Annotated in this window: 15 protein-coding genes; 11 read left to right on the top strand and 4 right to left on the bottom strand. The window is 61.9% G+C overall.

Annotation, left to right across the window (positions count from 1 at the left end; translation table 11 throughout):
- Positions 1 to 15 precede the first annotated feature (15 nt).
- Positions 16 to 1,101: a uroporphyrinogen decarboxylase gene (gene hemE, locus AC3RCG_RS00535; protein ID WP_070312001.1), complete on the top strand. Its 1,086-nt coding sequence runs from the start codon at positions 16 to 18 to the stop codon at positions 1,099 to 1,101.
- Positions 1,102 to 1,939: 838 nt separating this feature from the next.
- A complete protein-coding gene (locus AC3RCG_RS00530) occupies positions 1,940 to 3,991 on the top strand; it encodes a primosomal protein N' (RefSeq protein WP_070219618.1) in 2,052 nt (683 codons plus the stop codon).
- Position 3,992: 1 nt separating this feature from the next.
- Here the strand turns inward: AC3RCG_RS00530 and AC3RCG_RS00525 are convergent, their stop codons facing one another.
- Positions 3,993 to 4,883, bottom strand: coding sequence for an ArgP/LysG family DNA-binding transcriptional regulator (locus AC3RCG_RS00525; RefSeq protein WP_492404901.1), 891 nt, complete (start codon positions 4,881 to 4,883; stop codon positions 3,993 to 3,995).
- A gap of 131 nt (positions 4,884 to 5,014) precedes the next feature.
- Between AC3RCG_RS00525 and AC3RCG_RS00520 the strand changes: the two genes are divergently transcribed.
- Complete coding sequence (locus tag AC3RCG_RS00520) at positions 5,015 to 6,463, top strand: dihydrolipoyl dehydrogenase (protein ID WP_492404903.1); 1,449 nt, start codon at positions 5,015 to 5,017, stop codon at positions 6,461 to 6,463.
- A gap of 164 nt (positions 6,464 to 6,627) precedes the next feature.
- Positions 6,628 to 7,749: an HD-GYP domain-containing protein gene (locus tag AC3RCG_RS00515; protein WP_492404905.1), complete on the top strand. Its 1,122-nt coding sequence runs from the start codon at positions 6,628 to 6,630 to the stop codon at positions 7,747 to 7,749.
- Between the two features lie 9 nt (positions 7,750 to 7,758).
- Here AC3RCG_RS00515 and AC3RCG_RS00510 read toward each other — a convergent pair whose 3' ends face one another.
- Entirely contained in the window at positions 7,759 to 8,244 is a 486-nt protein-coding gene (locus AC3RCG_RS00510; RefSeq protein WP_492404907.1) for an SRPBCC family protein, read from the bottom strand.
- Positions 8,245 to 8,453: 209 nt separating this feature from the next.
- On the opposite strand from AC3RCG_RS00510, the gene AC3RCG_RS00505 reads away from it, so the two are divergent.
- Positions 8,454 to 10,514, top strand: a complete 2,061-nt coding sequence (locus AC3RCG_RS00505) for a UvrD-helicase domain-containing protein (RefSeq protein ID WP_070219613.1) — start codon at positions 8,454 to 8,456, stop codon at positions 10,512 to 10,514.
- 7 nt (positions 10,515 to 10,521) lie between these two features.
- Here AC3RCG_RS00505 and AC3RCG_RS00500 read toward each other — a convergent pair whose 3' ends face one another.
- Both AC3RCG_RS00500 and AC3RCG_RS00495 read right to left on the bottom strand, forming a co-directional pair.
- Positions 10,522 to 10,878, bottom strand: a complete 357-nt coding sequence (locus AC3RCG_RS00500) for an addiction module antidote protein (protein ID WP_070219611.1) — start codon at positions 10,876 to 10,878, stop codon at positions 10,522 to 10,524.
- The gene (locus AC3RCG_RS00495; RefSeq protein ID WP_492404910.1) at positions 10,875 to 11,258 is read right to left on the bottom strand and encodes a type II toxin-antitoxin system RelE/ParE family toxin; all 384 of its coding nucleotides are present in this window, start codon (positions 11,256 to 11,258) and stop codon (positions 10,875 to 10,877) included. Before AC3RCG_RS00495 ends, AC3RCG_RS00500 begins: the two co-directional genes overlap by 4 nt.
- A 158-nt stretch (positions 11,259 to 11,416) precedes the next feature.
- Here AC3RCG_RS00495 and AC3RCG_RS00490 point away from each other — a divergent pair, with 158 nt between their 5' ends.
- The 6 genes from AC3RCG_RS00490 (at position 11,417) to AC3RCG_RS00465 (ending at position 19,440) form a co-directional block, all read left to right on the top strand.
- Entirely contained in the window at positions 11,417 to 11,635 is a 219-nt protein-coding gene (locus AC3RCG_RS00490) for a SlyX family protein (protein ID WP_070290273.1), read from the top strand.
- Between the two features lie 154 nt (positions 11,636 to 11,789).
- Positions 11,790 to 13,946 (top strand): M3 family metallopeptidase, encoded by a 2,157-nt coding sequence (locus AC3RCG_RS00485; RefSeq protein ID WP_492404912.1) that lies wholly within the window; start codon positions 11,790 to 11,792, stop codon positions 13,944 to 13,946.
- Between the two features lie 227 nt (positions 13,947 to 14,173).
- A complete protein-coding gene (locus tag AC3RCG_RS00480) occupies positions 14,174 to 16,318 on the top strand; it encodes a M3 family metallopeptidase (protein ID WP_492404914.1) in 2,145 nt (714 codons plus the stop codon).
- Between the two features lie 109 nt (positions 16,319 to 16,427).
- Positions 16,428 to 16,640: a VF530 family protein gene (locus AC3RCG_RS00475; RefSeq protein WP_071326083.1), complete on the top strand. Its 213-nt coding sequence runs from the start codon at positions 16,428 to 16,430 to the stop codon at positions 16,638 to 16,640.
- 11 nt (positions 16,641 to 16,651) lie between these two features.
- Positions 16,652 to 16,930, top strand: a complete 279-nt coding sequence (locus AC3RCG_RS00470) for a DUF4404 family protein (protein ID WP_034753883.1) — start codon at positions 16,652 to 16,654, stop codon at positions 16,928 to 16,930.
- 248 nt (positions 16,931 to 17,178) lie between these two features.
- Complete coding sequence (locus AC3RCG_RS00465) at positions 17,179 to 19,440, top strand: YgiQ family radical SAM protein (RefSeq protein WP_492404939.1); 2,262 nt, start codon at positions 17,179 to 17,181, stop codon at positions 19,438 to 19,440.
- The last annotated feature ends 161 nt before the right edge of the window (positions 19,441 to 19,601 follow it).

Genomic DNA, 19,601 nt, shown 5'->3' with positions numbered 1-19,601 from the left:
GCTCGATTGCCTGCCATGCCACAATTTGCTCCGCTCCAGAATGACACTTTCCTGCGCGCCCTGCTGCGCCAGCCGACCGAGCACACTCCTGTCTGGCTGATGCGCCAGGCGGGCCGCTACCTGCCCGAATACCGCGCCACGCGCGAGCGGGCCGGCTCCTTCCTGGGCCTGGCGAAGAATCCCGATTACGCGACGGAAGTGACCTTGCAGCCCCTGGAGCGTTTCCCGCTCGACGCGGCGATTTTGTTTTCGGACATCCTGACGGTGCCGGACGCCATGGGCCTGGGCCTGTATTTCGCCGATGGCGAAGGCCCGAAGTTCGAGCGCCCGCTGCGCACGGAGCAGGACGTGAAGGCCTTGCAAGTGCCGGACCTGGCGTCGCTCGACTATGTCTTCAAGGCCGTCACGCAAATCCGCACGGAACTCAATGGCCGCGTGCCGCTGATCGGTTTTTCCGGCAGCCCGTGGACCCTGGCGTGCTACATGGTGGAAGGCGGCGGCTCGAAAGAGTTCCATACCATCAAGAAGATGCTGTACAACCGCCCTGACCTGATGCACCACATCCTGGCGATCAACGCCACGTCCGTGGCGCAGTACCTGAATGCGCAAATCGATGCCGGCGCGCAAGCCGTGATGATCTTCGATTCCTGGGGCGGTGCGCTGGCTGACGGCGCCTACCAGGAATTCTCGCTGGCCTACATGCAGCAAGTGGTGGCGCAGCTGAAACGCGACAAGGATGGCGTCAAGATTCCCGCCATCGTGTTTACCAAGGGCGGCGGCCAGTGGATCGAGCAGATCGCCGACATCGGCGCCGATGCCGTGGGCCTGGACTGGACCGTCAACCTGACGCGCGCGCGCCAGCTGGTGGGCCATAAAGTGGGCTTGCAGGGCAACCTCGACCCTGCCATCCTGTTCGCCAGCCCCGAGCAGATCCGCGCCGAAGTGGCGAAAGTGCTCAACGCCTTCGGCGCGCCATCGGCTGGTACGGGCCACGTGTTCAACCTGGGTCATGGCATTTCCCAGTTCACGCCGCCGGAATCCGTGGCAGCGATGGTGGAAGCCGTGCACAGCATGAGCCGCGCCATGCGCAGCGGCCAGTAAGTCGTCGTTTTCCCCGCAGGGGCAGAAAAGGCAGGCTTTCCAACGGAAGCCTGCCTTTTTCTTTGCTGCGCCTTAGCAAGACATACCGACTTATGCACAATTTTTTTTGCTGCGGAAATAAGAGGCAGTGTCAAAGCCATGCCCGGGGGCGATTTTCAAGTGATTGATTATTAAGGAATAAAAAATTCATTGACTAGCGGACTTTGTTGCTATTGATAAGGTTATTCTTTCGTCCGCTTGCATTATTCCTTCATTGTCCACAAAGTTATCAACAGATTCTGTGGATAAAATTGAAAAGTATTTTGTTAACCGATACTTAGCGCCGATGTTCAGGTTTCACCTGAAGTGCATGTTGCAGCGCATGATAATTGGACAATGTTTCGCCGTCCGTCAGGTAAAAACGAACGCTTGCCCGGCAATTGTCAATTTTGCTGCATGCCGTCCGCGTTTTTGCCGATCGGACGCCTCAAAATGGTGCCGATTTCTGTATAAATACATTACAAATGGCTCAGTTATGCACAGCGGCGGAAATGTCCTGTGGATTTGTGGCCGCCCGGGCATCAATTTTTAAGCCATTGATTTTAAATGATTAATTTTTCTTGCGTGCCGCTCTTGACGGCAGTCGAAATTTTATGTCCACATTTTTCTGAAAGTTAATTTTGCTTTGTCCACAAAGTTATCCACAGAATTTTCTTCAGGCACGAGAGCACGCCGTCCCGTCCGTCGTTAGGCGTTTGACGGATGAAACAAGTATCATGGCCCGCTGGCTTGATGCCGGACATCCCGCCGCGCCATCGCCCCTGCGGCGCGCTTTTTTATTGAGATAGGCCCTACCCCCATGTCGCAGTGCATTTTGACGTCGTGCATCCTGAAAATCGCGCTCGACACGCCCTTGAACGCCTTGTTCGACTACCGCTGGACAGCGGCGGCGGATACGGGCGCTGCCGTGCCGCTGCCGCAAGTGGGGCAGCTGGCGCTGGTGCCATTCGGCCGGCGCGAAGTGATGGGGCTGATCGTCGGCGTGTCCGACAGCACCGATGTGCCCGCCGCGAAATTGAAGGACGTGCTGGCCGTGCGCAGCCAGCTGGCGCCCCTGTCTGAACAGTGGCTGGCGCTGGCCGCCTTCGCCGCCGATTACTACCAGCGCCCGCTCGGTGAAGTGGCCTTGCCGGGCTTGCCGAAGAATTTGCGCGTGCTCACCACCGTGGCGCTCGACCGCGCCATCAAGAAGCTGGGCAAGCTGGCCGACGCGCATGACGGCACGCCGCTGAACATGCCTGCGCTCAATGCTGCCCAGCAAGAGGCGGCGGACGCCATCGGCGGCGCGCAGGGTTTCAAGCCGACCCTGCTGTACGGCGTGACGGGCAGCGGCAAGACGGAAGTGTATCTGCAGGCGTGCGCCCAGGTGCTGGCGCGCGAGGACGATGCGCAAATCCTGATTTTAGTGCCGGAAATCAACCTGACGCCCCAGCTGGAAGGCAATATCCGCGCGCGTTTTCCCGGCGTCATGCTGGCCACCCTGCATAGCAGCCTGTCCGAAGGCGAGCGCATGCTGCACTGGCTGGCCGCGCACCAGGGCCAGGCGCGCATCGTGCTCGGCACGCGCTTGGCCATCCTGGCGTCCTTGCCGAAACTCAAACTGATCGTCATCGACGAAGAGCACGACCCGTCCTACAAGCAGCAGGAAGGCTTGCGCTATTCCGCGCGCGACCTGGCCGTGTGGCGCGCCTGGCAATTGCAGATTCCCATCGTGCTCGGTTCGGCCACGCCGTCGCTGGAAAGCTGGCACCACGCGCAGACGGGGCGCTACCGCAAGCTGGAATTGCGCGAGCGGGCCGTCAAAAATGCGGTCTTGCCGCGCGTCAAGATCCTCGACATGGAGCGCGACAAGCCGAAAGACGGCCTGACCTCGCATCTGGTCGCCGCATTAAAACTGCGCATGGAGCGCGGGGAGCAGTCGCTGCTGTTCCTGAACCGGCGCGGCTATTCGCCCGTGATCTGCTGCGAATCGTGCGGCTGGATCAGCAATTGCACGCGCTGCACTTCGTTCATGGTGCTGCACAAGCCCGAACACCGCTTGCGCTGCCACCATTGCAGCCTGGAATTGCGCATTCCCCGCCATTGCCCCACCTGCGGCAACGTCGACCTGCAGCCGCTGGGACGGGGCACGCAACGCGTGGAAGAGGGCTTGCAGCAATTGTTTCCCGAGGCGCGCATTTTGCGCATCGACGCCGATTCCACGCGCAAGAAGGGCAGTGCGCAGGAAGCGTTCGACACCGTGCACCGGGGCGAAGTCGATATCCTGATCGGCACGCAGATGGTGGCCAAGGGCCACGATTTCAAAAAGCTGACCCTGGTCGGCATCCTGAACCCGGACACGGCCCTGTTTTCCCAGGATTACCGGGCCAGCGAACGCCTGTTCGCCCAGCTGATGCAGGTGGCGGGCCGCGCCGGGCGGGCCGCGCAGACGGAAGGCGGCAGCGTCAGTGAAGTGCTGATCCAGACGCGCTATGCGCGCCATCCGCTGTACGACGCCGTCGTCAACCACGATTACGACCATTTCGCCACGACCTTGCTGGAAGAGCGGGCGCAGGCGGCGCTGCCGCCGTATCTGTTCCAGGCCTTGCTGCGTGCCGAGGCGCCCGAGCTGGCCACGGCCATCGAATTCCTGCAGGCGGCGAAAGAGTGCATGGAACACCCGCAGGTGACCATCAATGACCCGATTCCCATGAGCATGACGCGCGTCTACAACGTGGACCGCGCCCAGCTGCTGCTGGAATCGCCTTCGCGGCCGGCCTTGCAGGCGTTCCTGAAGGAATGGTTAGCGGAGTTGCGCGCCATGAAGACGCGCGTGAAATGGTCGCTGGAAGTGGACCCGCTCGATATTTAAATTACTGCAGGTAATCGCGCGCCGATTTGACGATCTGTTCCGACAACAGCTTGGTAAACGGCGTGTCCAGGGTCCACGCGTGCCAGCTCAGCGTTACGTCCAGGGTGCTGCCCGGCATCAGATCGACCAGCCTGTCCGTCGCCAGCGCCTGCGCGGCCAGGCGCTGCGGCATCAGGCCGTAGGCCAGGCCATCGAGCACGCAGGCGCGGCGCGCCGCTTCGACCGGCAAGGTGTGGTGCGGAAACGGTTCGCGCATGCTCAATTGTTCAGCGAGGAAACGCGCCAGCAAGCCGTGCTGGCCCACGACGGCCGGCGCCAGTTGCACGGCCTCGGCAATAAAACCATCGCCGAACCAGTGGCCCGCAAACACGGGTGTGGCCACGCAGACATAGCGCAAGGTGCCCAGCGGCGTGACGCTGGTGGCGGCCGCCGCGTCGAGCGCTGTGCCGGACTCGGCCGCCACGCAGCCGAACACGGAGCCGTCGCGCACCATCTGCAGGGCGCTGTCGCTGTCGGCCAGGCGCACGTCGAGCTGGCAGCGGGGCGGCGCCAGCAGGGCGGATAAAGTGTCGGGGAACCAGGTGGCCAGGCTGTCGGCATCGATGGCGATGGCGATTTCCGGCATGCTGACGCTGTTGCCCAGGTCGATGTCGAGCGATGCTTCCATCAGCTTGACGTTGCGGTGATGCACGATCAATCGCTGGCCCAGGCCCGTCGGCACGGCTGGCTGGCCACGGATGATCAGCAAGCGCCCGCTGGCGTCTTCCAGCGCCTTGATACGCTGCGAGACGGCCGACTGGGTGATGCCCAGCGCCAGGGCGGCCTTGTCGAAACTGCCATGGCTGGCCACGGCGTCCAGCACGGCCAGCGCGCGATAATCGAGTGATCCCATTAGCTCAGCTTATAAATTTTAGAATTGATTAGTTATACTAATACACATATTGCAGCAAAGTAAAACCTTATTTTCGGCAAACGGGTAGTATCGAACGCTGTGAGCAATCTGACGCGGAGATAAGTAGCACGATGAAAACGATACAAGTGGATGTGGCCGTGATCGGCAGCGGCACGGCCGGCATGACGGCGCACAAGGCCGCGCGCATGCAGGGCAAGCGCGTGCTGATGATCGAAAGCGGGCCGTACGGCACGACGTGCGCGCGCGTGGGCTGCATGCCCAGCAAGCTCCTGATCGCGGCGGCCGAGGCGGCCCATGCCGTGGCCGCCGCGCCCGCTTTTGGCGTGCATCCGGGCCCCGTGCGCATCGACGGCCGGCAAGTGATGGCCAGGGTGCGCAGCGAGCGCGACCGTTTTGTCGGCTTCGTGCTCGACGGCGTCAACGCCATCCCCGAGGAAGAAAAACTGCGCGGCCACGCCCGCTTCATTGCGCCGGGCAAGCTGCAGGTCGACGAACATACGCTTGTCGAAGCGGCCAGCGTGGTGATCGCCACCGGTTCCACGCCCATCGTGCCGCCCGAGTGGCAGGCGGCGGGCGAGCGCGTCATCACCAGCGACGCCGTGTTCGAATGGACGGACTTGCCAAAGTCAGTCGCCGTGGTCGGCAGCGGCGTCATCGGTCTGGAACTGGGCCAGGCGCTGGCGCGGCTGGGCGTGCGCGTGACGGTGTTTGCGCGCGGTAATAAAGTCGCGCAGCTGACGGACCCGCTGGTGCTGCGGGAGGCCGATGCCGTGCTGGCGCGCGAACTCGATATCCGTTTCATGACCCAGGTCGCGCACATGGCAACAACGCCGGACGGCGGCGGCATCGCGCTGACCAGCCGCGATGATGCGGGGCAGGAAAAAACCGAGCAGTTCGAGTACGTGCTGGCCGCCATCGGCCGCCGTCCGAACGTGGACAAGATCGGCCTGGACACGGCGCAAATCGAGCTCGACCGCCACGGCATCCCCCTGCATGACCCGCACACCATGCAGTGCGGCAACAGCGCCATCTTCATCGCGGGCGATGCCGACAACGCCTTGCCGCTGCTGCCCGAAGCGGCCGACGAGGGCCGCATCGCGGGTGACAACGCGGCGCGCTTTCCCGACGTCAAACCGGGCTTGCGCCGCACGCCCCTGGCGATCGCTTTCACTGAGCCGCAGATCGCCACCGTGGGCGCCACCTACCAGCAATTGTGCGTCAGTCACGCGGGCCGCTTTGCCGTCGGTGCCGTGTCGTTCGGCAACCAGGGCCGCAGCCGCGTCATGCTGCAAAACCAGGGCATCTTGCGCGTGTATGCGGAATTCGGCAGCAAGCGCTTTCTCGGCGCCGAGCTGATCGGCCCACGGGCGGAACACCTGGGCCACTTGCTGGCCTGGGCATGCCAGGCGCAGCTGACGGTGCCCGCCATGCTCGACATGCCGTTTTACCACCCCGTCATCGAGGAAGGCGTGCGCACGGCCTTGCGCGAACTGGCGCTGCACCTGGAAAAAGACCCGGAACACGCACCGGGCTGCGCCGACTGCTCGCCTGGCGTCTGATGCAATTTTGATATTTATACAATTTTGTAGACAAGCGCACATGATTGCGCGATCATCGCTGCCACATTGAAATATTGATTAAAAGCAAAAAACATTTCAATTGGCACATGCCGCTGATGCCAGGATGGTAAAAACAAGCGGGTGCAGGCGATGATGGAGACGATGTGAAAATTCGGCGCATTTACGCGGGAGAACTCGCCCTGGGCGTGGCCCTGCCCTGGGACGTGCATGGCGAAACGGGCGGCTTGCTGGCCAGGCTGGGCCATGTCATCAGCAGCGAAAACCAGATCGCATTGCTGCTGGCGCGCGGCGTCATCGCCGATACCAGCGCCGACGTGCCGCGCACGGCCACGGAAGCGCCATCGGCCCTGCGCATGCTGAACCTCGTCACGGCAGGGCTGGCCCTCGTCTTGCCGGCCGTCGCCGCCGGGCAGGCGGGCAGCCACCTGTCCCTGGCGCCGCTGGCGCAACTGGTGGAAGAGGCCGTTGTTCTGGATGCCGACGTGGCGCTGGCCTGCATCCTGCACAACCAGAGCGCGGGCGACTTTGCCGTGCGCCACAGCGTCGACACGGCCGTCATCACGGCCCTGCTGGCGCGCGCGCTGAAACTCGACGACGCGGTCGTGCGCAGCGTGCTGCTGGCCGCGCTGAGCATGAATGTGGGCATGCTGGAGCGCCATGCGGATTTCCAGCACAAGGCGGGCCCGCTGGACGCGCAGGAACGCGCCTATTTGCGCGCCCATCCGCAAGCCGGTGTCGACTTGCTGCGCGCTGCGGGCGGCACGGATGCCGTCTGGCTGCAGGCCGTGCTGCAGCACCATGAAAATATCGATGGCAGCGGCTATCCGCTGGGCACGCAAGGCGAGGCGATCGGCATCGGCGCCCGGCTGATCATGCTGGCCGACCGCTATTGCGCGCGCGTGTCGAAGCGCAGCTACCGCCAGCCTTTGCTGCCGAACGTGGCCTTGCGTGAAATGTTGATGGCCGACAAGGCCACCCTGGATGCGCCGCTGGCGTCCCTGCTGGTGCGCGAGCTGGGCATCTACCCGGTCGGCACTTTCGTCAAATTACTCAACGGGGAAATCGGCGTCGTCACGCGCAAGGGCCTGAATGCCACCACGCCCCACGTGCAGTCGCTGGTCGGCCCCCGCGGCGCGCGCCTGGACGTGCCGCTGCGGCGCGACACGCGCGTGGACTTGCACGCCATCCGCGAAGTGCTCAGCGCGGAGCAGGCGGGACTGCAGTTTCGCCCCGACCAGCTATGGGGCCGCAGCGCACGAATTTAGCGCGGGAGCTTAATTCAGCAGACCTGCATCGAGCCGTCCCTCGAGCGCCAGCTCGCGCATGATGCGCACCGTGTCGATGTCCGACTCCTTGTAGGCCGAGCGGCGGAAGTCGTCGTACAGGGCGTTGGCCGCATCGGTGGCCGCGTCGTGGCCGTCGTCGTACTGGAAGCGCACCCACAGGCTCGCTTCGTCGGGCATCTCGATGGTCATCACCAGCGAGGAGGCGCTGATGTCCTTTTGCGCCGGCACTTCGTAACGCACCTGCAGTTGCGGCACCAGCACCACCTTGTCGTTGATGACCAGCTCGCCATAGCGCAGGCTGCGCGCGAAACCGGCGTCGCTGCGCTCGCTGATCCGGCACTCATCGAGGTGCGGCACGAACAGCTTCGGCGACTCGGCGCGCAAGACCAGGCCGCGCCACACTTGTTCCAGGGTCAAGGTATCGATCAGCGGATTCAACGGATCATTGATTTCAATCAGGTGTTCAAATTTCATGGGACTGCCATTCGGTAAGTGGGCGCGCACGGGCGATATAGGCGGAATGGTACTCCAGGCGTGGCATCGCCGCACGCATTGCATCGGCCAAGATGGCGGCATATGGCGATATATCAATGCCATTGCCTGTTTTTCGGGCATGCTCCGCCATGCAAATAGGCTGCGCGACGCTGTTACAATGGGCTGCTGTTCCCTGCGGAAATACCCTGATGTCCAAAGCACCACAGTTCGGTCTGAATGCGCCCCAAAGCGAAGCGGTTACCTACCTCGACGGCCCTTGCCTGGTGCTGGCGGGCGCCGGTTCGGGCAAGACGCGCGTGATCACGCAAAAGATCGCCCATCTGATCGAAGACCGGGGTTATGACCCGCGCACCATTGCCGCGCTGACCTTCACCAACAAGGCGGCGCTGGAAATGCAGGAACGCATCGCCAAATTATTGAAACAGCCGCGCCAGGCCAAGCAGTTGACGGTGTCGACCTTTCACTCGCTGGGCGTGAAAATCCTGCGCCAGGAAGCCAATGGCGTGGGCCTCAAGGATCGCTTTTCCATCATGGACAGCGACGACTGTTTTTCCCTCGTGCAAGACCTCGCCATTACCACCGATAAACAGGTGATCCGCGGCATCCAGAATGCCATGTCGCTGTGGAAAAATGGCCTGATCGATCCGGACATGGCGCTGGCGCAAGCCAAGGATGAAGATGAAGCCAACGCGGCGCGCATCTACCGCAGCTATGTGGCCACGCTCTCCGCCTACCAGGCCGTCGATTTTGACGATCTGATCCGCTTGCCCGTGGAACTGTTCCGCAACAACGGCCCTGTGCGCGACAAGTGGCAGCGCCGTTTGCGCTATCTGCTCGTCGACGAATACCAGGATACGAACACCTGCCAGTACGAACTGGTCAAATTGATGGTGACGGGCATCGGCAAGAAGCCGATGTTTACGGCCGTGGGCGACGACGACCAGGCGATCTATGCGTGGCGCGGCGCCACGGTGGAAAATTTAAAAACGCTGGAAACGGATTTCCCCGATTTGAGGGTGATCAAGCTCGAGCAGAATTACCGCTCCACCATGCGCGTGCTCAATGCGGCCAATGCCGTCATCGGCAACAACCCGAAACTGTTTGAAAAGTCGCTGTGGTCGGAACACGGCCTGGGCGAGCCGATCAAGGTGCTGGGCATGCAGACGGACGAGCAGGAGGCGGAGCAGGTCGCCATCATGATCTCGGCCGACCATTTCGAGCGCAAGAACAAATTTTCCGATTACGCGATTTTGTACCGGGGCAACCACCAGGCGCGCATCATCGAGCAGTGTCTGCGCAAGGAGCGCATCCCGTACACGATCTCGGGCGGCCAGAGTTTTTTTGATAAGGCCGAGATCAAGGACATCATCAGCTACCTGCGTTTGCTGGCCAACGAAGACGACGACCCGGCCTTCATTCGCGCCGTGACGACGCCGCGCCGTGGCGTGGGCCAGTCGACGCTGGAGGTGCTGGGCGCATTCTCGGGGCAGTGGCAGTGCTCGCTGTTCCAGGCCGTGTTCAAGGGCGGCATCGAGGCCAAGCTGACGGATCGCCAGCTGGGACCGCTGCGCGACTTCTGCAACTTCATCAACGACCTCGAGTCGCGCGCCAGCCGTCCCGGCGCTGCCGGCAGCGGCGACAACGCGGCCGAAGTGCTGGACGACATGATGAAGGAAATCCACTACGAATCGTATCTGTATGACGCCTTCGAGGAACGGCAAGCGCAAAGCAAGTGGCAGAACGTGCTCGAATTCGTCAACTGGCTCAAGGAACGGGGCAGGGGCGGCAAGGACCGCGATGGCGAAGAAAAGAACGTGCTGGAACTGACGCAGATGGTGGCCCTGATGACCATGCTCGAGGGCAAGGACGAAGAGCAGGACGCCGTGCGCATGTCCACCCTGCACGCGTCGAAAGGGCTGGAGTTTCCGCACGTATTTCTCGTTGGCGTGGAAGAGGGGATCTTGCCGCACAAGGGCGATCCTGACGCGCCGGCCGAAACCATCGCCGCGCGTATCCAGGAAGAGCGGCGGCTGATGTATGTGGGCATCACGCGCGCGCAGCGCACCTTGCACGTCACCTGGTGCAAGAAGCGCAAGCGGGCGGGCGAGCAAGTCCATTGCGACCCGTCGCGCTTCATCAAGGAAATGCAACTCGACGTGGGCGATGCGGTGCCGACGGAGGCGGAAGTGATTTCGCCGAAAGAACGCCTGGCGCGCATGAAGGCCTTGCTGGCCGCGCCGAAGGCTTAAGCAGCGTTCACGCTTCCACGGTGCTGTCGGGCGTGGTTTTGGGCACGATGGCCAGCTGCATGCCCAGCGCATCGAGCATCTTCAAAATGGTTTCAAAGCGCGGCTTGCTGCCTTCGCGCAAGGCTTTATATGCGCCTTCGCGCGTGATGTCGGCCCGGGCCGCCACCTTGCCCATGCCGTACGCGCGCACCACGTCGTTCATGGCCGACTGGAACAGTTCGGCATTGCCGGTGGCGACGATTTCGCTCATGTAGGCGGCCACGGCGGCCTTGCTGGTCAGGTGTTGCGTCGGATCAAATTTGCTCAGGCCTAAGGCTTCCAGGTCGTCGAGGTCGAAGGTGTCATGGTCGATATGTTGGTTCATTTCTTTCGTGCTCCTGTGGATGCCGCCGCCGCTTTCTTCAGGGCCGCTTGCCGGGCTTTCAAGTCCTTGAGTATCGCTTGCGCCTGTTTGATGTCGCGCTGCTGGCTCGATTTGTTGCCACCCAGCAGCAGCAAGATCAGGGTGCCCAGGTTGGTTTCGTGAAAGTACACGCGCCAGCCGGGTCCCGTCTGTAAAAAACGCAGTTCGCACACGCCTTCGCCCACTGACCGCCAGTCGCCCTTCTTACCGTGCTGTAAGTGCTTGATGCGCGCATCGATGGCGGCCGCCGCCACATCGTGCAGGGAATCTTCCCAGCGCCGGTATTCGGCCGTCTTGCGCGTATCGATCAGCACTGGTTCTGGTGGCGCTGGTGTGTTCATTGTAATCGTTTGTTCTCATTCGTCAAGCGGCTTGAGCCCATCCAGGAAGAATAAACAGAAATCGGGGCCCGTCCGGCGGCGAATGGAGGGAGTTTGTCCTGGCTCACGCCGTTGCGGCGGTAGAATGCCGCTTTCAGTCAGGAATCACCGAGAGCACCATGGACAATGCAGAACAGATGGAAACACGTTTCGTCGATATTGAAATCAAGCTGGCGCAGCAGGAAGATCTGGTCGAGTCGCTGAACCAGATGGTGTACCAGCAGGGCAAGCGCATCGACCAGCTGGAAGCGATGCTGCACAAGCTGGGCGAGCATGTGCGCGACGGGGCGCAGCAGGCGAATGGCGGGCTGGTCAACGAACGTCCGCCGCATTATTAAATCGGCATCGTAGTGCGGGGCGCATGAAAACCGTTCATTACTGGCAGGCGCGCTACCACCGGTAGTTGCTGGTGACGCAAGTGTGTCAGGCTGTTATTATTTCAGGCTGGCCCGCGACACAATCGCGGCTCTCTTGCGTTCCTTGAAAGAAGACATGACCCGTCCTACAATGCTCGTCATCGCCGCCAGCCTGATGCTGGCGCCAGCCGCCGCCGCTTTTGCCGCCACCGCCGCTACCACCGTGCCCGCCGCTACCGCCGCCTTGCCCGCCTCGAACCCGTTTGCGCAAGCGAGCAGCCTGCCATTCCAGTATCCGCCGTTCGACAAGGTGCAGGACGCCGACTACGCGCCCGCCTTTACGGCAGGCATGGCCGCCAACCTGGCGGAAATCAACGCGATTGCGAATAACAAGAAAGCGGCCACGTTCGACAACACCATCGTCGCCATGGAACGCTCGGGCCAACTGCTGAGCCGCGTGCGCACCGTGTTTTCCGTGATGTCCGGTTCCAACACGAATGACACGATCCAGGGCCTGGAACGCGAACTGGCGCCGAAGATGGCGGCCCACAGCGACGCGATCATGCTCAACGACAAGCTTTTCCAGCGCATCGACACCCTGTACGCCAAGCGCGACAAGCTGGGTCTGGATTCGGAATCGAAACGCCTGCTGGAACGCTACCACACCGATTTTGTCCGCGCCGGCGCCAAGCTGTCGGCGGCGGACAAGGAAAAGCTGCGCGCCTACAACGGCCAGCTGGCTGCCCTGTCGACCAAGTTCGCACAAAATGTACTGAAGGAATTGAACGCTTCGGCCGTCGTCGTCGATACGCGCGAAGAACTCGACGGCCTGTCGCCGGCCGCCATCGAAGTGGCTGCCGGCCTGGCCAAGAAGCGCGGCCTCGATGGCAAATACGTGATCGCCCTCGTCAACACGACGGGCCAGGCGCCGCTGTCGCTGCTGACCAACCGCGCCGTGCGCGAACGCATCATGGCGGCATCGCAAGCGCGCGGCAGCCGTGGCGGCGAGTTCGACAACACCGAGGAAGTGCTGGCACTGGCAAAGCTGCGCGCCGAACGTGCCGCGCTGATGGGCTACCCGAACTACGCGGCCTACTCGCTGGAAGACCAGACGGCGCACGACACCACCGCCGTCAACGCCCTGCTGGGCGAGTTGGCGAAGCCGGCCGTCGTCAACGCGCGCCGCGAAGCGGACGATATCCAGAAGGTCATCGATGCGGGCAAAGGCGGCTTCAAGGTGGGCGCCGCCGACTGGGCCTTCTACAGCGACAAGGTGCGCGCCGAACGCTACAACTTTGATGAAAATCAGTTGAAACCGTACTTTGAAATGCACAGCGTGCTGACCAAGGGCGTGTTCTTTGCCGCCGGCAAGTTGTACGGCCTCACTTTCAAGCAGCGCACCGATTTGCCCGTCTACACGTCCGACATGCTGGTGTACGACGTCTTCAATGAAGACGGTACGCAATTGGCCATCTTTACGCTCGACCCTTACGCGCGCAGCAACAAGCGCGGCGGCGCCTGGGCGAATGCCTACGTGGGCCAGTCGACCTTGCTGAACCGCAAGCCGGTGATCGCGAATAACCTCAACATTCCGAAACCGGAAGCGGGCCAGCCGACCCTGATGACGTTTGACGAAGTCAACACCATGTTCCACGAATTCGGCCATGCGCTGCACGGCATGTTTTCGAACGTGAAATACCCGCGCTTCGCCGGCACCAGCGTGCCGCGCGACTTCGTCGAATACCCGTCGCAAGTCAATGAAATGTGGGCGCTGTGGCCGGAAGTGCTGCAAAACTACGCCAAGCACTACCAGACGGGCGCGGCCATTCCGGCCGAACTGCTGGCGAAAGTGACGGCGGCCGACAATTTCAACCAGGGCTATAAAACCACGGAATACCTGGCCTCGGCCCTGCTGGACCAGCGCTGGCACCAGCTGACCCCGGCACAGATCCCCACCGACGTGCTGGCGTTTGAAAAAACCGCCTTGACGGAAGCGGGCGTCGATTTCGCCCCGGCGCCGCCGCGCTACCGCACCACGTATTTCTCGCACGCGTTCGCGGGCGGTTATTCGGCCGGCTACTACGCGTATCTGTGGTCGGAAAAGCTCGATGCCGACACGGTCGAGTGGTTCAAGGAAAACGGCGGCCTGACGCGCAAGAACGGCGACTGGTTCCGCAATCAACTGCTATCGCGCGGCGGCAGCGCCGACGCGCTCGACATCTACCGCAACTTCCGCGGCCGCGATGCGAAGATCGAGCCGCTGCTGGAACGCCGTGGCTTGAACGGCAAGTAATCGGGTGATTCCGGCGTCAAGGCCGGGTCAATGAAAAAATGGCTGCCAAGCAATTGGCGGCCATTTTTATTTGGGGATTTTGCCTGTAAACCGTGGTAAACAGCGCATTTGGCGTGCTGCACCACAGGATCGCCCATGTTGGATGACGCCTGTGTGACAGGCTGCTATGATCTGCCACTGGCCCGCGACGCGATCGCGGTTCTTCCCCGCGCTTCCTGAAAGATGTCATGATCCGTCCACAACTGCTCGTCATCGCCGCCAGCGTCATGCTGGCCCACGCCGCCCCATCCGCCATGGCCGCCGCCGCTGCACCTGCCGCCGCCGTCAGCGCCCAGAATCCCCTGCTCAAAGTGAGCCCGCTGCCGTTCCAGATGCCGCAGTTCGGCCTGATCAAGGATGGTCACTATGCGCCGGCGTTTGCCGAAGGCATGAAACGCCAGCTGGCCGAAGTCAATGCGATTGCCAACAACCGCCAGCCGGCCACGTTTGAAAACACCATCGTGGCCCTCGAGCGCACGGGACAGCTGCTGCACCGCGTGCAGAGCATCTTCAGCAACATGACCTCGACCAATACCAATGCCGTGCTGGAAGCGGTGGAAGTGGACGTGTCGCCGAAACTGGCCGCGCATGGCGACGCCATCACGCTGAACCCGAAACTGTTTGCCCGCATCGACACCCTGTACGCCAAGCGCGACAAGCTGGGCCTCGATGCCGAATCCCTGCGCCTGCTCGAGCGCTATCACACGGATTTCGTGCGCGCCGGCGCCAAGCTGTCCGATGCGGACAAGGAAAAACTGAAAGCCTATAACGCCGAGCAGGCGGGCCTGGAAACGGCCTTCGCGCAAAACGTGCTGAAGGAAACGAATGCCAAGAGCATCGTCGTCGACACCCGTGCCGAGCTGGCCGGCATGACGGACAGCGATATCGACACGGCTGCCGCGGCCGCCAAGGAACGGGGCTTGACGGGCAAGTTCGTCATCGCCCTCGTCAACACCAGCGGCCAGCCGCCGCTGGCCGTATTGACGGATCGCAAGACACGCCAGCGTTTGATGGATGCCTCGCTGAACCGCGGCAGCCAGGGCGGCGAGTTCGACAACCGCGCCATCGTGCTGAAACTGGCCAAACTGCGCGCCGAACGGGCGACCTTGCTCGGGTACGCCAACTACGCCGCGTATGCGCTGGAAGACCAGACGGCCAAGACCACGACGGCCGTCAACACCCTGCTGTCGGAACTGGCGAAACCGGCCGTCGCGAATGCGCGCCGCGAAGCGGCCGACCTGCAGCAAGTGGTCGATGCAGAAAAAGGCGGTTTCCAGGTGGCAGCGGCCGACTGGGCCATCTACACGGACAAGCTGCGCAAGCAGCGTTTCAATTTCGATGAAAACGAGCTGAAACCGTACCTGGAATTGAACAGCGTGCTGAACAACGGCGTCTTCTTTGCCGCCAATAAGTTGTACGGCATCAGCTTCAAGGAGCGTAAGGACTTGCCGGTATACAACTCGGACGTGCGCGTCTACGACGTTCTGGATGCCAACGGCAAGCCGCTGGCCCTGTTCATCGCCGACTTCTATGCGCGCGGCAACAAGCATGGCGGCGCGTGGATGAATGAATACGTGTCGCAATCATCGCTGATGGGCACGCATCCCGTCGTCGCCAACCAGTTGAATATTCCGAAGCCGCCCGCCGGCCAGCCGACCTTATTGACGTTTGATGAAGTGACGACCATGTTCCACGAATTCGGCCATGCGCTGCACGGCATGTTTTCGAACGTGAAATACCCGCGCTTTGCCGGCACCAGCGTGCCGAGCGACTTCGTCGAGTACCCGTCGCAAGTCAATGAAATGTGGGCCGTCTGGCCGGAAGTGCTGCAAAACTATGCCAAGCACTACCAGAGCGGCGCGGCCATGCCGCAGGAATTGCTCGACAAGGTCACGGCGGCGAAGAAATTCAACCAGGGTTTCATGACGACGGAATACCTGTCGGCGGCCTTGCTGGACCAGCGCTGGCACCAGCTGGCGCCAAGCCAGATCCCGACGGACGTGCTGGCCTTTGAAGCGGCATCGTTGAAAGACGCGGGTGTCGACTACGCGCCCGTGCCGCCGCGCTACCGCACCACGTATTTCTCGCACAGCTTCTCGGGCGGCTACTCGGCCGCGTATTACGCCTACCTGTGGTCGGAAAAGCTGGACGCGGAATCGGTCAACTGGTTCAAGGAAAACGGCGGCCTGACGCGCAAGAACGGCGACTGGTTCCGCAGCAAATTGCTGTCGCGCGGCGGCAGCGTCGATGCGCTGCAGCTGTTCCGCGACTTCCGCGGCCGCGACGCCACCGTGGAACCATTGCTGGAACGCCGGGGCTTGAACGCCAAGTAAGGCGTCCTCGTCAGAAGCTTGCGTTGCGTTGACATGGCGCACGCAAGCTTTCCGTGCCGGCGGCGTAGAATTGAGTAAGATGTAAACAAGAAGGCAGTTGAAAGAGTATATGAGTCAGCAAGATTTGAATGGCATTACCCTGGAAGGTATCGTGACGCGCCTGCACGCCCACTACGGTTGGGACGGCTTGGCCAAGCACATCGATATCAATTGCTTCATCAGCGATCCCAGCATCAAGTCGAGCCTGAAGTTTTTGCGCAAGACCCCGTGGGCCAGGAGCAAGGTGGAACAGCTGTACCTGGACACGCAATTTACTGACTGACAGGAAAAAACATGGATAGCAAACTCAAGGAATCGCTGCAACAACTGCATTCGACGCTGGAAACCAGCGGCCCCGTCGATGAAGAACTGCATGGTTTGCTGCAAAAACTCGATGTCGACATCAAGTTGCTGATGGAAAAGCGCGCCGCGCAGGAGCAGGAAGAAGAGTCGACCACCTATGGGCTGGCCGAGCGTAGCCAGGAATTGTCGGCCAAGTTCGCCGTCAAGCATCCGAAACTGGAGCCGGCCTTACGCGAATTGGGTGAAATTTTAGCCAACATGGGTATCTGATCGGGGTCAGTCGCTACGCGATCGCAATGCGTCCCACTGGGCCGCATTGCCCCGACGGGGCCGCCCCGTTTCTCCCAAGTAATTGAAAAATAAACGTTTTTTGTACTGAAATCCAACAGTAAAAAGCAGGCCGTCAGGTTGGAAATGGCCAATTCCGGTACAATCCGTACCCTATGAGCTCCCCTACCAATTTATTTGCGACCGTTCCCAAGCGGTCTGCCCGCGCTGCCGTGGCGCCTTTCCTGCCGATGTCGCGTGCCGAGATGGACGCGCTGGGCTGGGACCAGTGCGACGTCATCCTCGTCACGGGCGACGCCTACATCGACCATCCGAGTTTCGGCATGGCCCTGGTCGGCCGCCTGCTCGAAGCGCAGGGTTATCGCGTCGGCATCATCAGCCAGCCCGACTGGCTGTCAGCCGACGCCTTCCGCATCCTCGGCAAGCCGCGCCTGTACTACGGCATTACCGCCGGCAACATGGATTCCATGGTCAACCAGTACACGGCTGACCGCAAGATCCGCTCCGACGACGCCTACACGGCCAATGCCGAACCGAACAAGCGCCCGGACCGCGCCGTCACCGTGTACGCCCAGCGCGCGCGCGAAGCGTATTCCGACGTGCCCATCGTCATCGGCAGCATCGAAGCGTCCCTGCGCCGCATCGCCCATTACGATTACTGGTCGGACAAGGTCCGCCGTTCCGTCTTGCCCGATTCCAAGGCCGATTTGCTGATTTTCGGTAATGCCGAGCGGGCGCTGGTCGACCTGACCCACCGCCTGGCCGCCGGCGAAAACATCAAGGATATCCGCGACTTGCGCGGCACGGCCTTCATGGTGCCGGCCGGCTGGCTGCCCGGCGACGACTGGGGCGTGCACAATTCCACCCGCGTCGACGTGCCCGGCAAGATCGACCCGCACTACAGCCCGTACGAGATGGTGCAGGAAGACAAGACCGCCTGCGCCACGGAAAACGCCTCCAAGTCGGCCGAAGTCATCAAGCCCATCCGCATCATGAGCCGCGAAGAGCGCCTGGCCATGGCCAAGGAAAAGCACGACAAGACGGTCGTGCGCCTGCCCGCCTACGACGTCGTCAAGGATGACCCCGTCATGTATGCGCACGCGTCGCGCGTGTTCCACCTGGAATCGAATCCCGGCAATGCGCGCGCCATGGTGCAGGCGCACGGCGAGCGCGACGTGTGGCTCAATCCGCCGCCGCTGCCGCTGGCCATGGACGAGATGGATGGCGTGTACGACATGAATTACGCGCGCGCCCCGCACCCGAGCTATGGCAAGGCGCATATCCCCGCCTGGGAAATGATCCGCTTTTCCGTCAACATCATGCGCGGCTGCTTCGGCGGCTGCACCTTCTGCTCGATCACGGAACATGAAGGCCGCATCATCCAGAGCCGTTCGGAACCGTCGATCCTGCGCGAGATTGAGCATATCCGCGATAAAACCAAAGGCTTTACGGGTACCATTTCCGATATGGGCGGCCCGACGGCGAATATGTACCGCCTGGCCTGCAAGGAAAAAGAGATCGAAGTGTCGTGCCGCCGCCTGTCCTGCGTGTACCCGTCCATCTGCGTGAACCTGGGCACGGACCACAGCAAGCTCATTTCCCTGTACCGCAAGGCGCGCGCCATTCCCGGCATCAAGAAAGTGCTGATCAGTTCGGGCTTGCGCTACGACCTGGCCGTGCGTTCGCCCGAGTACGTGAAGGAACTGGTCACGCACCATGTGGGCGGCCTGTTGAAGATCGCCCCTGAGCACACGGAAGAGGGCACCTTGTCGAAGATGATGAAGCCCGGCATCGGCGCCTACGACGAATTCAAGGAAATGTTCGACCGTTTTTCGCTGGAAGCGGGCAAGAAGCAATACCTGATCCCGTATTTCATCGCCGCCCATCCGGGTACGACGGACCTGGACATGCTGAACCTGGCCCTGTGGCTGAAGAAAAACAATTTCAAGCTGGACCAGGTACAGACCTTCATGCCCACGCCGATGGCCATGGCCACGACGATGTACCACACGCGCAAGAATCCGCTGCGCAAGGTGACAGCCGACTCGGAAGTGGTGGAAACGGCCCGTAGCGGCAAGATCCGCCGCACGCATAAAGCCTTCCTGCGTTACCAGGACCCGGCCAACTGGCCGATCTTGCGCGAAGCGCTGGTCAACATGGGCCGTGGCGACTTGATCGGCAATGGCGACAAGCACTTGATACCGGCCTGGACGTCGTCGGAATCGGGCGGCCTGGCCGCAGGCGAACGCAGCCGCCAGACGCATGGCGCCGGCACGCCGGACAAGTTCAAGGTCACGCCGGGCAAGAACCGCATCGCCCTGGGCGGCACGGCAGCGGCGCCCAAAGCGTCGGCCGCCGAGTCGAAAGTGCGTCCATCGATTCTGTCGACCATCAAGACGAAGGCCAAGCCGGCCGCCGTGCCGATGGGCCGTGGCAGCAAGCCGCCAGCCAAGGGCGGCCATGCCGCGCCGGCACGGGGTGGACGCAAGTAGATAGTCTTCGGCTCTCGGGCATCCTTTGAAAAACCCGGCAACGCGTACTGCGTTGCCGGGTTTTTTGCTATGGGCGCACCAAGATGGGGCGGCAAACCGCCGTGGCGGCGGGATTTTTACCAATATTTAAAAATTGAATAGAGCAAAAGGCAATTTTCCCT

Source organism: Janthinobacterium sp. GW823-FHT01H08 (genome assembly GCF_058797855.1).
The sequence above is the reverse complement of the archived record's forward strand: the minus strand, read 5'-3'. Positions and strand labels throughout refer to the sequence as shown.